The following is a 14,737-nucleotide window of genomic DNA, read 5'->3' on the forward strand; positions in this document are numbered from 1 at the left end:
ATAATGCTTCGGCATATTCATCACAACGGGGCGACATGAAAAACAAATCAATCAAACAATCAGCCAAGCCGGATTTGAAGGCGGGGTTTAATGAAGTTTTGGCGGCGTATCAGCGGCAGGATTTTCAGGCGGCCTTGGAGAAGGCTCGGGGGTTGTTGAAGTTTTATCCGCAGCAGGATGCCGTGTTGAATATGGCGGGGGTGATTTTGGCGCAGTCCAACCGCGAAGAAGAAGCGGTGGCGATGTGGCAGAAGATTCCGGAAGCGAAGAAAAGCCATTCGGTGTTAAATAATTTGGGCAATGCCTGCCGCCGTCTGAAAAAATGGGATTTGGCGGAGCAATACTTGCGCAAGGCCTTGAAATTGAAGCCGGATCATGCCGAGGCGCATTGGAATTTGATGTTGGCGCTCAATGATGCGGGACGCAATGCGGAGGGTTTGCAGGCGGCGAAGGCGCTTTTGGCGTTGAAACCGAATGATGCGAATGGTTTGGAATATGCGGCGATGTTGGCGTTTAATGCGCAGAATTTTGCCGAGGCCGATACGTTTCAGACGGCCTTGTTGGCGCAGCAGCCGGAGCGTGCGGATATTTGGTTGAGCAATGCGTGGGCGAGACGCCGTCTGAAACGTTATGCGCCGGCGGAGGCAAGTTACCTGAAAGCCTTGGCGCTGGACGGGCAGAATTACGATGCTTGGTACGGTTTGGCGAAAATGCGCCATTTTCAGCAGAAATATGAAGAAGCGTGCGAAGCTTTGGCGCGGGCGGTGGCGTTGCGGCCGGACAGCATTGAGGCACAAAGCGATTTGGCCTTGAACCGCCTGTATATTTTGGGGCAGGCCGAACAGGGTGCGGCGGAGGGTTTCCGCTTGGGCGATTTGTATGCGGCGCAGGCGGACAATGTGCGCGTGTATGAAATTCGGCCGAAAGACAGGCTGCACATCGGGCTGGTGTCGTCGGATTTGCGCCATCATCCGGTGGGCATGTTTGCGCAGGGGTTGTTGTGTTCTGAAGCGGCCAAGCAGTTTGATTGGACGGCCTATGCCAATTCGCCGGTTTTTGACGCTTTGAGCGAAACCATCCGTCCGGCTTTTCAGGCTTGGCACAAGATTGACGATTGGTCGGATGAGCAGGTGATGGCACAAATCGCTTCAGACGGCATTGATATTTTGATTGATTTAAACGGCCACACCGCCGGCCACCGCATGGGCGTGTTTGCTGCGCAAGCCGCGCCGGTGCAGGCCGCTTGGTTGGGCTATTTCGCCACCACGGGCTTGCCGACCATGCAGGCACTGATTGCCGATGGGTATTGTGTGCCGGAAGGCGAAGAAAAGCTCTACCGCGAAAAAGTGTACCGCCTGCCGCACACGCGTTTGAATATGCGCGTGCCCGAATTGGATATTGCGGTGAACGAATTGCCCGCCCTGAGCAACGGCTACATCACGTTTGGCTGCTTCCAAAATCTGACCAAGCTGAATGATAACGTGTTGAAAACATGGGCGGTGTTGGCGAAAAAATACCCAAGCGCGCATTGGCGTTTTCAGACGGCACGCTTAACCGAAGGCAGTGATGAGCAAGTTGCGTTCAAGCAAAAATTACTTGATTTGGGTTTTTCAGACGGCGTATTGCATTTTCACGGCATGAGTGGCTACGAAGATTATTTGGCCGCGCATCATGAAGTGGATATGGTGTTGGACAGTTTTCCGTTTCCGGGCGGCACGACCACGGTGGATGCACTGTGGATGGGTGTGCCGACGTTAACCTTGGCTTTGGAAGGGATGTTGTCGCGCCAAGGGCAGCAGCTTTTGTCGGCGGCGGGTTTGCCGGATTGGGTGTGTTCGCGCCTTGATGAGTATTTGATGAAAGCGTTTTACTGGGCGGATTCGGCGCGTTGGGCCGAACTCGATACCTTGCGCCAAAACTTGCGTGCGCAGGTGTTGGCAAGTCCGCTGTATGAGGCGGAAACCTTTGCCCGCGATTGGTGCGATACGGTAAAAACAATATGGCAGGATGCGTGTGAAAATAGATAGTAGATAAGAAGAGGCCGTCTGAAACTTTCAGACGGCCTTTGATGTGTTTCAACGGAGTTTTGTTGTGAAGCGTAAAGGAAAAATCAAACTGTTTTCTTGCGCAGTGAAGGATGGTTTTGCAAGTTATCTAAAAGGATATCAAGCATGCGCGGGGCGACAAGGTGCAGCTCGAAATTATGCGGCGCGGACAGCCATTGCTGAATCAGGCCGTCGATGCTGCATTTGACGAACACCGTAGCAAATTCGATATCCAGATTTTCATCTAAAGCGTGCTGCTCAACGCATTCGGCCAAAACCATATTGAGCTTGTGGTTCCATAAGGTTTGGTATTTGGCCACCAGCGAAATGATGGCTTCGTTTTGCTCGGTGTGTTCGCATTTGAGAAACAGAATATTGTAAAACTTATTATGCAGGCTGTTGTTTTCCAAACGCTCGAAAAATTTCATCAAGGACAGGCGGAAATTGAGCCAGCTGTCTTTGTTGGTGCTTTCCAAATCCTGTACCAAACAATTTTCAATGTCGTCTGAAATGCGTTGGAATAAGCCGTCGAACAAATCTTCTTTGTTTTTAAAATGCCAATATAAAGCACCACGGGTCACACCGGCGGTTTGGGCGATTTCGTTGAGTGAAGTGCGGGCCACCCCTTTTTTGTAAAACGTCTCCAAAGCGGCCAACATTAAATATTCTTTGGTCTTCAAGGCCTCGATTTTGGTTTTTCTCATTTTGTGTTCAAATCTTTATGTAAAAAATTCCGTGTATTATAAAAAATAATTTCATAACATGCAATAATGTATGTATAATGACGCCCGTAACACAGCTTATATAATCAATGTTTTAGTTAAAAAATTGATGTTCTCTTGCCTGCCTTACCGGTTCAAACGTGTAAGCAGGCAGTTAGTGTTTATAGGTTGTGTGTAATAAATTTACAGGAACAATCAAGACGATAGGAAAAGTAATGAATCTTCATGCTTCTCAAATGCTGCGTGTGGCAGCAATTGCCGCTGCAACCGCCTTGGCTTTGTCGGCCTGCGGAAAAGGCGGTGATGCGCAAAAACAAGCCGGTCAAAATGCCCAAGCCCAACAAGAAGCCCGTGCGCCTGAAGTGGGTGTGGTGACGGTGTACCCGCAAACAGTTTCCCTGACCACGGAATTGCCGGGCCGCTTAGAATCCCTCCGCACCGCGCAAGTACGCGCGCAAGTGGGCGGTATTATTGAGAAACGTTTGTTCCAAGAGGGCAGCTATGTACGCGCCGGCCAACCGTTGTATCAAATCGACAGCGCCACTTACGAAGCCAACTTGGAAAGCGCACGCGCGCAATTGGCCACTGCTCAAGCAGCGTTGGCCAAAGCCAATGCCGATTTGGCACGTTACAAACCGTTGGTTGAAGCGGATGCCATCAGCCGCCAAGAGTATGATGCGGCTGTTACGGCCAAGCGTTCGGCCGAAGCCAACGTGAAAGCGGCACAAGCATCGATTAAATCAGCCGGTATTAATGTTCGCCGCAGCCGCATTACCGCACCGATTTCAGGTTTTATCGGCCAGTCTAATGTTTCCGAGGGTACGTTGGTGAGTGCAGGCGATACCACTGTATTGGCCACGATTCAGCAAACTAACCCGATGTATGTGAATGTGACCCAATCGGCCACCGATATCATGAAGCTGCGTCAAGATATTGCCGAAGGTAAATTACAAACTGTCAACGGCGGCATCCAAGTTGGCATTAAATTTGAAAACGGTACCATGTACAACCAAACCGGCCGTTTGTTGTTTGCCGATCCGACTGTGAATGAGTCTACCGGCCAAGTGACTTTGCGTGCGGCGATTCCGAATGAAGACAATATTTTGCTGCCGGGTCTGTATGTGCGCGTGTTGATGAATCAGGCTGATGTGGCCAATGCCTTTGTGGTGCCGCAACAAGCGGTGACCCGTGGCGATAAAGACACTGTAATGATTGTGAATGCCCAAGGCGGTATGGAGCCGCGCGTGGTGACTGTAGCGCAACAGCAGGGTGCATATTGGATCATTACCGAAGGCTTGAAAGAAGGCGACAAAGTGATTGTCGACGGTACCATGATTGCCGGTATGACCGGTGCGAAAAAAGTAACGCCGAAAGAATGGACGCCGCCTGCCGAAGCCGGTCAAGCGCAGCAGGCTTCACAAGCTGGGACTTCAGAGCCGCAAGCCGCTTCTGCACCAGCACCGGCAGCGCAACCGCAAGAAACCGCTGCTGCTTCCGAAGCTAAGAAGTAAGGATGCACTAAATGTCTAAGTTTTTTATTGACCGCCCCATTTTTGCATGGGTGATTGCGATTTTTATCATCGCAGCGGGTATTCTCGGCATTCAAAACCTGCCGATTTCGCAATATCCTTCCGTGGCCGCGCCGACCATTACCATGACCGCTACCTATCCGGGTGCCTCGGCACAGGTAATGGAAGACAGCGTATTGGCCGTGATTGAACGTAATATGTATGGCGTCGAAGGGCTGGATTACATGACGACTTCCGCCGACTCGAGTGGTACGGGTTCGGTGAGTTTGACCTTTACGCCGGAAACCGACGAGGATTTGGCGCAAGTTGATGTGCAGAACAAATTGTCGGAAGTGTTGTCAATGCTGCCTTCGACCGTGCAGCAATACGGTGTAACGGTATCGAAAGCGCAATCCAACTTCCTGATGGTGGTGATGCTGTCGTCTGAAGTACAGTCTGTCGAAGAGATGAACGACTATGCGCAGCGCAACATCGTGCCTGAGTTGCAACGTATCGACGGTGTCGGCCAAGTGCGTTTGTTCGGCGCGCAACGTGCGATGCGTATCTGGGTGGATCCGGGCAGGCTGCAAAACTATAACTTATCGTTTGCCGATATTTCCAGCGCATTGCAAGCGCAGAATATTCAAATTTCTGCCGGTTCGATTGGCGCACTGCCTGCTGCACAAGGCCAAACCATGGCCGCAACCATAACCGCACAAGGGCAATTGAGTACGGCTGAAGAGTTCGGCAATATTATTTTGCGTTCGGATACCAGCGGTGCCAACGTGTATCTGAAAGACGTGGCCAAAGTAACTTTGGGTATGCAGGATTATTCGACCTCTGCACGCCTGAACGGCCAACCAACCACCGGTATGGCGGTAATGCTGTCCAATAGCGGTAACGCGATGGCTACGGCGACAGCGGTGAAGGCGCGCATGGAGACACTGCAACGCTTCTTCCCGGAAGGCATGAGCTGGAAAGCACCTTACGATACTTCGACTTTCGTTGAATTATCGATTGAAAAAGTGATTCACACCTTGCTTGAAGCGATTGTGCTGGTGTTTTTGGTGATGTATTTGTTCCTGCAAAACATCCGCTATACGCTGATTCCGACCATTGTGGTGCCGATTTCGTTGTTGGGTGCGTTTGCCTTTATTTCCTACATGGGCATGTCGATTAACGTATTGACCATGTTTGCGATGGTATTGGTCATCGGTATTGTGGTCGATGATGCGATTGTGGTGGTGGAAAACGTCGAGCGTATTATGGCGACGGAAGGCTTGCCGCCGAAACAGGCTACCAAAAAAGCAATGGGTCAGATTACCGGTGCGGTAATCGGTATTACTGCGGTATTGATTTCGGTATTTGTTCCGTTGGCGATGTTCAGCGGTGCGACCGGTAATATTTACCGTCAATTTGCCATTACCATGGCGGCGGCAATTGCATTCTCGGCTTTCTTGGCGCTGACGCTGACACCGGCCTTGTGTGCCACCATGCTGAAACCGATTCCGAAAGGCCATCACGAAGAGAAAAAAGGCTTCTTCGGGTGGTTTAACCGCAAGTTTGATGCCGGTACGCACCGTTATACCGGTGTGGTGGGTAAGGTATTGAATAAAGCAGGCCGCATGATGGTGATTTATGTCTTGCTGGCTGCAGTGGGTGTGTTCTTCTTTGCGCGTCTGCCGACTTCGTTCCTGCCGTCTGAAGACCAGGGCACGATTATGTTGAACGTGCAATTACCTGCCGGTGCGACTAAAGAGCGTACCGATGCCACGTTGGCGTATGTGAACCAACTGGCCAAATCCATGCCTGAAGTGCGTGATGTGATTGCTGTATCGGGTTTCAGTTTCTCGGGTTCGGGCCAAAACATGGCGATGGGCTTCATTATTCTGAAGGATTGGGCGGAACGTACCGAGCCGGGTAGTGGCGCGGCGGCTGTGGCCGGCAAAATGACCGGTGCAATGATGGGTACGATTAAAGACGGTTTTGGTTTGGCGATTGTGCCGCCGGCCATTATGGAGTTGGGTACCGGCTCGGGCCTGACCATTTACCTGCAAGACCGCAACAGCTCGGGCCACGAAGCATTGTTGGCCAAGCGTAATGAATTGCTGCAAAAAATGCGTCAAAGCCCGATTTTTGATGCCAGCACCGTCCGTTCGAATGGTTTGGAAGATGCGCCGCAGCTGAAAATCGACATCAACCGCCAAGCAGCGGCAGCGCAAGGTATCAGCTTTGCCAGCATTCAAAGCCTGTTGTCTAATGCTTTGGGTTCGTCTTATGTCAACGATTTCCCGAATAAAGGCCGTCTGCAACGTGTGATGGTTCAGGCTGATGCCCCTGCCCGTATGCAACCTGCCGATATTCTGAACATGACCGTAGTGAACAATTCCGGTGTGGCGGTTCCGCTTTCCAGTATTGCCACGGTTTCTTGGCAAAACGGTATGGAACAAAGCGTGCGCTTTAACGGCTATCCGGCCATGGAAGTGACCGGCACACCGGCTACCGGCTATTCTTCGGGTGAAGCCATGGCTGCCGTGCAGCAGATGGTGGACGAAATGGAAGGCGGCTACAGCTTAGAGTGGGGCGGTCAGTCCCGCGAGGAAGCCAAAGGCGGCTCGCAAACCATGATTCTGTATGCATTCTCGATTGCAGCGGTATTCTTGGTGTTGGCAGCACTGTATGAAAGCTGGTCGATTCCGTTGGCCGTGATTTTGGTGATGCCTTTGGGCTTGGTCGGTGCGGCAGTGGGGGCGACAGGCCGTAATATGTTTGAGGGCTTGTTCGGTGCGCCGCCGGCTTATCTGAACGACATTTACTTCCAAGTCGGTTTCGTAACCGTGATGGGTTTGAGTGCGAAAAATGCGATTTTGATTATTGAGTTTGCCAAAGATTTGCAGGCTCAAGGCAAGAGCGCGTTGGACGCGGCATTGGAAGCTGCCCGCCTGCGTTTCCGTCCGATTTTGATGACCTCGTTTGCGTTTATTCTGGGTGTGGTTCCGCTGTATATTGCCAGCGGCGCCAGCTCGGCCAGCCAACGTGCCATCGGTACGACGGTATTCTGGGGTATGTTGATCGGTACGATTCTGTCGGTATTCTTGGTGCCGCTGTTTTATGTGGTGGTGCGTAAATTCTTCAAAGAAACCGCACACGAGCATGAAATTGCCGTTCAACACGCTGCTGAAGCAGGTGTGGCAGTTGAGAAAATCACACCATCTGACACTGATAAGCACTAATCGAAGCTAACAGGCCGTCCGAAAAAGACTTTGTTTTTCAGACGGCCTTAAGGATTTATTATGAAAAATACAACCATCAAACCTGTGTTGAGCGCAGTGGCTGCTGCGGTGCTGTTATCAGCGTGTTCGCTGATGCCCAAATACGAGCAGCCGTCTGTGGCCGTTGCCGACACCTTCAAATACGATACGGCCGAACCGGGTATTCAGGCCGCTTCACTGGGTTGGCAGGATTATTTCGCCGACCCGCGCCTGCACCGATTAATCGAAATTGCATTGGAGCGCAACACCGACTTGCGTCAAGCTGTTTTGAATGCGGAAATCTACCGCAAACAATACATGATTGCGCGTAATGATTTGTTGCCGAGCATTGACGGCAGCGGCAGCGCAACCCGTTCACGTACTGCGCGCGATATGAGCGGTACCGGTTCGTCATACGTCCGTGAAGCCTATACCGTGGGCTTGGGCGTGGCTTCTTACGAAATCGATTTGTTCGGCCGTGTGCGCAGCACCAGCGAAGCCGCTTTGCAAGGTTATTTCAACAGCGCCGCCACCCGCGATGCCACGCATTTGACTTTGGTTTCCAGCATTGCCAAAGCCTATTTCAACGAACGCTACGCCGAAGAATCCATGGCTTTGGCGCAACGCGTGTTGAAAACGCGAGAAGTGACTTACGATTTGTCGAAATTACGCCACCGGGCCGGTGTGATTTCCGCCGTAGACTTGCGCCAACAAGAAGCCTTGATTGAATCGGCCAAAGCCGACTACGCTTCTGCCGTACAAGCGCGCGAACAAGCACGCAACGCTTTGGCTTTATTGATTAACCAGCCTTTGCCGGAAGACTTGCCGAAAGGCTTGCCATTGAACCGTCAGTTTAAAATTGACCGTCTGCCGGCCGGTTTGAGCTCAGAAGTATTGCTGAACCGCCCTGACGTGCGTGCAGCGGAATTTGCGCTGAAACAAGCCAACGCCAACATCGGCGCGGCGCGTGCAGCGTTTTACCCGCGCATCAGCCTGACCGGTTCGTTAGGCACCGGCTCTACCGAATTGGACGGCTTGTTTAAAGGTCCTAACCGGATGTGGTCATTCGGCCCGTCAATCAGTATTCCGATTTTCAACTGGGGCACCAACAAAGCCAATCTCGACGTAGCCAAATTACGCCAACAAGCCCAAGTGGCCGCGTATGAAAATGCTGTGCAATCCGCCTTCCAAGACGTATCCAACGCCTTGGTGACGCGCCAACAGCTTGACCAACGCTACACCGCGTTAATCAAGCAAAGCCGCTCATATGGCGACTACCTGCGCCTAGTCAACCTGCGCTACAAACACGGTGTATCCAGCGCCTTAGATTTGCTTGATGCCGAGCGCAGCAGCTATGGTGCCGATACGCAAGTATTGGCCACCCAGCTGACCCGCTTGGAAAATCTGGCGGATTTGTACAAAGTATTGGGCGGCGGTTTGAAACGCTTTACCAACGATTCGGTTGAAACCAGTAATTAAGGTTCGAATCATGAAAAAAAGGCCGTCTGAAAACAATTTTGTTTTCAGACGGCCTTTAAACATTTGAATTTTTGAATAAATTTATATAAGTGTTTTGTCGGTTTGAGCAAGGATAATGTGGTTTTTATACGACAATAATTTGATATTATATTGTTTGTGGCGTATCCGGTGAATTTTAACGATGTGGGATATTTTGTGATAATTTAATTTTAAGTAAGTTTATAAAAATCATTATCTTAATCGTTATTTAATTCTTGCGTAGAGAAGGTGAATACTTTCTTTAGATTAAGGATGGTGATGTTGTTGGATTATTCTAATATCAATTAATGGGTGTTAATTTAAATATAAGTATTAGTAATCATTATTATCTTCTGGAAATTTCGGTAAAATAGTGCTAAGATTCTTTCCTGTTGGCAGAATGAATTTAGTCAAGGAGATAATTAATGAAAGATTTTAGGAAGTTACCATTGGCTTCGGCGGTGATGTGTGCATTGGTGGTGTTGCCTGTGTCGGCTGAAACCGAAGTGCAGAATGCAGTTGATTTGGATACGGTTGTGGTTAAAGGCGACCGTCAGGGCATGAAGGTTAAAACCAATGTTGTGACCACCAAGAAAAAAGACGAAAGTGTTGAGACTGATTTACGCGGTCTGTTTAAGGATGAACCTGCAATCAGTATCGGCGCAGGTAACGGTACTTCCCAATATCTCTATATCCGCGGCATGGGGCAGAACTCGGTGGACGTGAAAGTGGACAACGGCTACGCCGACAGTCAGTTCCTCTACCACCAAGGCCGCCATATGCTCGACCCTGCTTTGGTAAAAATTGTCTCCGTGCAAAAAGGGGCGGGCAGCGCATCGGCTGGTATCGGACAAACCAACGGTGCGGTGGTTGCCAAAACTTTAGATGCGGAAGACTTGCTGAAAAACAGCAGTAATCCGAATTTCGGCGCACGTCTGAATGCAGGCTACAACAGCAACGACGGTCATAATTACGGTGCGGCCGTATTCGGCAAGGCGGGGGGGGTGTTCGATTACCTGATTGCCGGCAACCGCGTCAATGAAGATGAATACAAAGGTGGCAAAGGTTATACCAACGGTTACAATGGTTCAGACCGTGTGCCTTACAGCAAATTGGACAAAACAGGATACTTGGGCAAAATCGGCCTGAACATCAATGAAGACCACCGTGTTGCTTTAAATCACCGTTACGAACAGCATAAAGGCGAGCGATTGGTTCGTGAAGAATTTTCAGTAGGCGGTCGTTTGTCTTTAGATCGTCAAGCACCGGCTATGCGTAAAATGACAGTTAACCATACCAACTTGGAATGGACAGGTAAAAACTTAGGTTTTGCCCAATCTGCCAACGCAAATATTTACCGTTTGGAACAAGGCCGTTGGTCTGCTGATGACAGTGGTAATGGTTATGCGGGTGGCCGACAAAATACTGGTGCGACCAAAACCAAACTCGATACTATCGGCGCAAACGTCAATTTTGACTCTCGTGTGCATGATAAGGTAATATTGAAATACGGTGTGAATTTCCGCAATCAGGAAGTGAAGCCGAATCGGGTTTTCCTCTCGGGCGTACGGAACCAGGAGAAACAGGATATCGGTATGTACGGCGAAGCCATTGCCGATATCAAAGACGTTACCCTGACTGCGGGTCTGCGCTATGATTATTTCAACTTTAAAGCCATGGATGGCAAGAAAATCAGCGACGGCGCAGTCAATCCGAGTGTGGGCGTGATTTGGCAGGCCATGCCGAACCTGAGTTTCAGTGCCAGCCACAACTACGCGACCCGCAGTCCGCGTATGCATGATGCGTTGTTGTCGCACGGTACGCGCGGCGTGGTATCGATTGCAGACGGTACCAAAGCCGAGCAAGCACGCAATACCGAAATCGGTTTCAACTACAACGACAGTACCTTCGGCTTGGAAGGCAGTTACTTCTGGCAAAATATCAAAGATGCTTTGGGTACGACTACCGGCCGCAACAACCATTTGTGTACCGGTGCCAATCTCCAATGCTTTTCAGAAATTGTTAATGCAGGCCGCGTGAAAAACAAAGGCTATGAGTTGGGCGCATCTTACCGCTACGAAGGTTTGACCGCGCGTTTGGGTGTAGCACATGCCAAGCCGCGTTTCTATGGCGAAGGCTTGAGCGCAAACGGCGAATATGCCGCTGCAATCGGCCGTACTTGGACGGCATCATTGGGTTACCGTTTTAACAAACCGAATTTGGAAGTGGCCGTACACCGACGTCAGGTTGAGAAAGTCAAAGCCAAAGATAATTTCTTCCTAAGCAATAATACGGTTAAAGCAGCGGATAAAGGTAAAGCTTCTTATGGCGTAACCGATATTACTGCCAACTGGAAACCGTTGGACAACGACAAAATGAACGTGAATTTTGCCGTAAACAACATTACCAATAAAAACTACGTTCCGCACGCCCAGCGCAGCGATTTGCCAGGCACAGGGCGCGAATACCGTATCGGTATGAATTACACATTTTAAAAGCAGTATGCAAAATGCCCGATTTATGTCGGGCATTTTTTTATGAGATGAATAATTATGAGATGAATAAATTGTTAAGTGAAATTCTTTAAACGGTGCTTAAACTTAACGAGGCCGTCTGAAAATCATATTGGACATCAACCAAGTTTCACGATGTAGAAAATTCTAAATCAATCCTTAATGATTAAAAATATCAACGCTTAATCGCCAAAGTCAGCACACCGGCAGTGACCAAGCCCAAGCCCACCCATTCCTGCGTGCTTGGACGTTCGTCCAAAAACACCACCGCCATCAGCGCGACCAATACCAAGCTGAATTTATCCACTGGCGCGACTTGCGAAGCATTGCCCATTTGCAGGGCTTTGAAATAGGCCAGCCACGATGCGCCGGTGGCGAGGCCGGAGAAAATCAGGAATGTCCAGTTGCGCCCGGTAAAGCTTTCCACACCTTGCCATTTGCCGGTGTAGGTGAGAAACAAGGCCAGCGCGGCGATGATAACCAGCGTGCGGATAAAGGTGGCAAAATCCGAATCAATCCCTTGCAAACCGGCTTTGGCAAAAATAGCGGTCAGTGCGGCGAAAAATGCCGAAGCCAGTGCCCAATAAAACCAAGTAGCACCCATATAAAAATCCCTTTTTTAAAATAAAAACAAACAGATATTTCAAACGGCCTGATGAGCAGTTTCAGGCCGTCTGAAAACAAAAAAAGTTTCTTGATTTGAAAAAATGCGGTTCATTCTCAAAAACGTTATAATGGCATGATACACCCAATTCCATCTATTTGTGAGGAGAACACATGAGTTTCAAAACCGATGCCGAAATTGCCCAAGCCGCGGCCATGCAGCCGATTGCCGACATTGCAGCCAAACTTGGCATCACCCATGAAAAGCTGGAGCCATACGGCCATTACAAAGCCAAGATCAATCCTGATGAAGCATTTGCGTTGCCGGAAAAACAAGGCCGTCTGATTTTGGTGACCGCCATCAACCCGACTCCCGCCGGCGAGGGTAAAACAACCGTGACCATCGGTTTGGCCGACGCGTTGAACTATATCGGCAAACAGGCCGTGATTGCGTTGCGTGAACCGTCTTTAGGCCCGGTATTCGGCGTGAAAGGCGGCGCGGCGGGTGGCGGTTATTCGCAAGTGTTGCCGATGGAAGACATCAATCTGCACTTTACCGGCGATTTCCATGCCATCGGCGCGGCCAACAATCTGCTGGCGGCCATGTTGGACAACCATATTTATCAAGGCAACGAGCTAAACATCGACCCGAAACGCGTGCTGTGGCGCCGTGTGGTTGACATGAACGACCGCCAACTGCGCAACATTATCGATGGTCTGGGCAAGAGCGTTGACGGTGTGATGCGCCCTGACGGCTTCGACATTACCGTTGCTTCCGAAGTGATGGCCGTGTTCTGCCTGGCCAAAGACATCAGCGATTTGAAAAACCGCTTGGGCAATATTTTGGTGGCCTACACCAAAGACGGCAGCCCGGTTTACGCCAAAGATTTGAAGGCACACGGCGCGATGGCGGCCTTGTTGAAAGATGCGATTAAACCGAATTTGGTACAAACCATCGCCGGCACGCCTGCATTTGTCCACGGCGGCCCGTTTGCCAACATCGCCCACGGCTGCAACACCGTATTGGCGACCCGTTTGGCGAAACACTTGGGCGATTATGCCGTGACCGAAGCAGGTTTCGGTGCCGATTTGGGCGCGGAAAAATTCTGCGACATCAAATGCCGCTTGGCCGAATTGCAACCTGATGCCGCCGTGGTGGTCGCCACCGTGCGCGCGTTGAAATACAACGGCGGTGTGGAACGCGTCAACTTGGGCGAAGAAAACTTAGACGCATTGGCCAAAGGCTTGCCAAACTTATTGAAACACATCAGCAACTTGAAAAACGTATTCGGCCTGCCGGTGGTGGTGGCGATCAACCGTTTTGTGTCCGATACCGATGCCGAATTAAAACTGATTCAAGACGAATGCGCCAAACAGGGCGTGGAAGTGTCGTTGGCCGAAGTGTGGGCGAAAGGCGGCGAAGGTGGCGCGGATTTGGCGCAAAAAGTGGTCAACGCCATTGAAACCCAGCCGAACAACTTCCAATTCGCCTACGCAACCGACCTGCCGATTAAAGACAAAATCCGCACCATCGCGCAAAAAATCTACGGCGCAGCCGATGTTGAATTCAGCGGCGAAGCCAACGCCGAAATCGCCTCACTGGAAAAACTCGGCTTGGGCAAATTACCAATCTGCATGGCAAAAACCCAATATTCATTGAGCGACAACGCCAAATTATTGGGCAAACCCGAAGGCTTCACTATCAGCGTGCGCGGCATCACTGTTTCCGCCGGTGCAGGCTTCATCGTTGCCCTGTGCGGGAACATGATGAAAATGCCGGGCTTGCCGAAAGTACCGGCTGCCGAGAAAATCGATGTCGATGAAAATGGCGTGATTCACGGTTTGTTCTGATGGTAGGCAGGTAAAAAGCCGTCTGAAAGTATGTATGATTTCAGACGGCCTTTCTTCAATGGTATGATGAAATCACTTATAATAACGGCAATTCAATACAAAAGGCCGTCTGAAATGACTCAAAACGCAAACAATCTCTGTTGGCTCGACATGGAAATGACCGGCCTCTATCCCGAAACCGACAAAATCATCGAAGTGGCGATGATTATCACCGACCAAGATTTGAATGTGTTGGCGCAGTCGGAAGTGTATGCCATTCATCAAAGCGATGAGGTGTTGAACGCGATGGACGAATGGAACACGGCGACACACGGCCGCACAGGTTTGATCCAACGGGTGCGCGAGTCAAGCTACACCGAAGCGGAAGTTGAGCAGAAATTACTCGATTTTATGGCCGAATGGATTCCGGAAAAAGCCACGCCGATGTGCGGCAACACCATTCATCAAGACCGCCGTTTTATGGTGAAATACATGCCGCGCTTGGAAGCATATTTCCATTACCGCAATCTTGATGTGTCTACTTTGAAAGAGCTGGCCAAACGTTGGCATCCGACTATGGCCAAAGGCGTGGTAAAACACGGTTCGCACCAGGCTTTGGATGATATTTTGGAAAGCATTGAAGAAATGCGTTATTACCGCGAGCATTTTTTGAAATTGCCGCAATAGTTTGAACAGGCCGTCTGAATGTTTCAGTTTCAGACGGCCTTTTATCATTCAGACATCAAACTGCGCTACAATCGTTACACT

The 14,737-nt window shown here is 50.2% G+C and carries 9 protein-coding genes; 7 read left to right on the forward strand and 2 right to left on the reverse strand.

The features are described from left to right. Window positions 1-35 precede the first annotated feature (35 nt). Window positions 36-2,027, forward strand: coding sequence for an O-linked N-acetylglucosamine transferase, SPINDLY family protein (locus tag ACFPVS_RS07080; protein WP_378595533.1), 1,992 nt, complete (start codon window positions 36-38; stop codon window positions 2,025-2,027). 83 nt (window positions 2,028-2,110) lie between these two features. Here the strand turns inward: ACFPVS_RS07080 and mtrR are convergent, their stop codons facing one another. After that, window positions 2,111-2,749, reverse strand: a complete 639-nt coding sequence (gene mtrR / locus ACFPVS_RS07085; RefSeq protein ID WP_096295799.1) for a multidrug efflux system transcriptional repressor MtrR — start codon at window positions 2,747-2,749, stop codon at window positions 2,111-2,113. 233 nt (window positions 2,750-2,982) lie between these two features. Here mtrR and ACFPVS_RS07090 point away from each other — a divergent pair, with 233 nt between their 5' ends. From ACFPVS_RS07090 to ACFPVS_RS07105, 4 genes are all read left to right on the forward strand, one after another. Beyond that, window positions 2,983-4,278 (forward strand): efflux RND transporter periplasmic adaptor subunit, encoded by a 1,296-nt coding sequence (locus ACFPVS_RS07090; protein WP_096295798.1) that lies wholly within the window; start codon window positions 2,983-2,985, stop codon window positions 4,276-4,278. 11 nt (window positions 4,279-4,289) lie between these two features. Next, window positions 4,290-7,508, forward strand: coding sequence for an efflux RND transporter permease subunit (locus ACFPVS_RS07095; protein WP_096295797.1), 3,219 nt, complete (start codon window positions 4,290-4,292; stop codon window positions 7,506-7,508). A gap of 60 nt (window positions 7,509-7,568) precedes the next feature. Further along, a complete protein-coding gene (locus ACFPVS_RS07100) occupies window positions 7,569-9,005 on the forward strand; it encodes an efflux transporter outer membrane subunit (RefSeq protein WP_096295796.1) in 1,437 nt (478 codons plus the stop codon). Window positions 9,006-9,448: 443 nt separating this feature from the next. Next, window positions 9,449-11,518 (forward strand): TonB-dependent receptor domain-containing protein, encoded by a 2,070-nt coding sequence (locus ACFPVS_RS07105; RefSeq protein ID WP_123804451.1) that lies wholly within the window; start codon window positions 9,449-9,451, stop codon window positions 11,516-11,518. Between the two features lie 193 nt (window positions 11,519-11,711). Here ACFPVS_RS07105 and ACFPVS_RS07110 read toward each other — a convergent pair whose 3' ends face one another. Then, on the reverse strand, window positions 11,712-12,140 hold the full coding sequence (locus tag ACFPVS_RS07110; RefSeq protein ID WP_096295795.1) for an EamA family transporter: 429 nt from the start codon (window positions 12,138-12,140) through the stop codon (window positions 11,712-11,714). Between the two features lie 173 nt (window positions 12,141-12,313). Between ACFPVS_RS07110 and ACFPVS_RS07115 the strand changes: the two genes are divergently transcribed. Together ACFPVS_RS07115 and orn are read left to right on the forward strand one after the other, a co-directional pair. After that, window positions 12,314-13,990: a formate--tetrahydrofolate ligase gene (locus tag ACFPVS_RS07115; protein ID WP_096295794.1), complete on the forward strand. Its 1,677-nt coding sequence runs from the start codon at window positions 12,314-12,316 to the stop codon at window positions 13,988-13,990. Between the two features lie 114 nt (window positions 13,991-14,104). After that, the gene (orn, locus tag ACFPVS_RS07120; protein ID WP_096295793.1) at window positions 14,105-14,656 is read left to right on the forward strand and encodes an oligoribonuclease; all 552 of its coding nucleotides are present in this window, start codon (window positions 14,105-14,107) and stop codon (window positions 14,654-14,656) included. Window positions 14,657-14,737 lie beyond the last annotated feature (81 nt).

This window comes from Neisseria weixii (assembly GCF_042658245.1).
Taxonomy (GTDB): Bacteria; Pseudomonadota; Gammaproteobacteria; order Burkholderiales; family Neisseriaceae; genus Neisseria; species Neisseria weixii.

What these genes read in the sequence shown, in the direction of transcription:
- ACFPVS_RS07080 (WP_378595533.1), top strand. Translation starts at nt 36, where the DNA reads ATGAAAAACAAATCAATCAAACAATCAGCCAAGCCGGATTTGAAGGCG.
- ACFPVS_RS07105 (WP_123804451.1), top strand. Translation starts at nt 9,449, where the DNA reads ATGAAAGATTTTAGGAAGTTACCATTGGCTTCGGCGGTGATGTGTGCA.
- ACFPVS_RS07110 (WP_096295795.1), bottom strand. Translation starts at nt 12,140, where the DNA reads ATGGGTGCTACTTGGTTTTATTGGGCACTGGCTTCGGCATTTTTCGCC.
- ACFPVS_RS07095 (WP_096295797.1), top strand. Translation starts at nt 4,290, where the DNA reads ATGTCTAAGTTTTTTATTGACCGCCCCATTTTTGCATGGGTGATTGCG.
- orn (WP_096295793.1), top strand. Translation starts at nt 14,105, where the DNA reads ATGACTCAAAACGCAAACAATCTCTGTTGGCTCGACATGGAAATGACC.
- mtrR (WP_096295799.1), bottom strand. Translation starts at nt 2,749, where the DNA reads ATGAGAAAAACCAAAATCGAGGCCTTGAAGACCAAAGAATATTTAATG.
- ACFPVS_RS07100 (WP_096295796.1), top strand. Translation starts at nt 7,569, where the DNA reads ATGAAAAATACAACCATCAAACCTGTGTTGAGCGCAGTGGCTGCTGCG.
- ACFPVS_RS07115 (WP_096295794.1), top strand. Translation starts at nt 12,314, where the DNA reads ATGAGTTTCAAAACCGATGCCGAAATTGCCCAAGCCGCGGCCATGCAG.
- ACFPVS_RS07090 (WP_096295798.1), top strand. Translation starts at nt 2,983, where the DNA reads ATGAATCTTCATGCTTCTCAAATGCTGCGTGTGGCAGCAATTGCCGCT.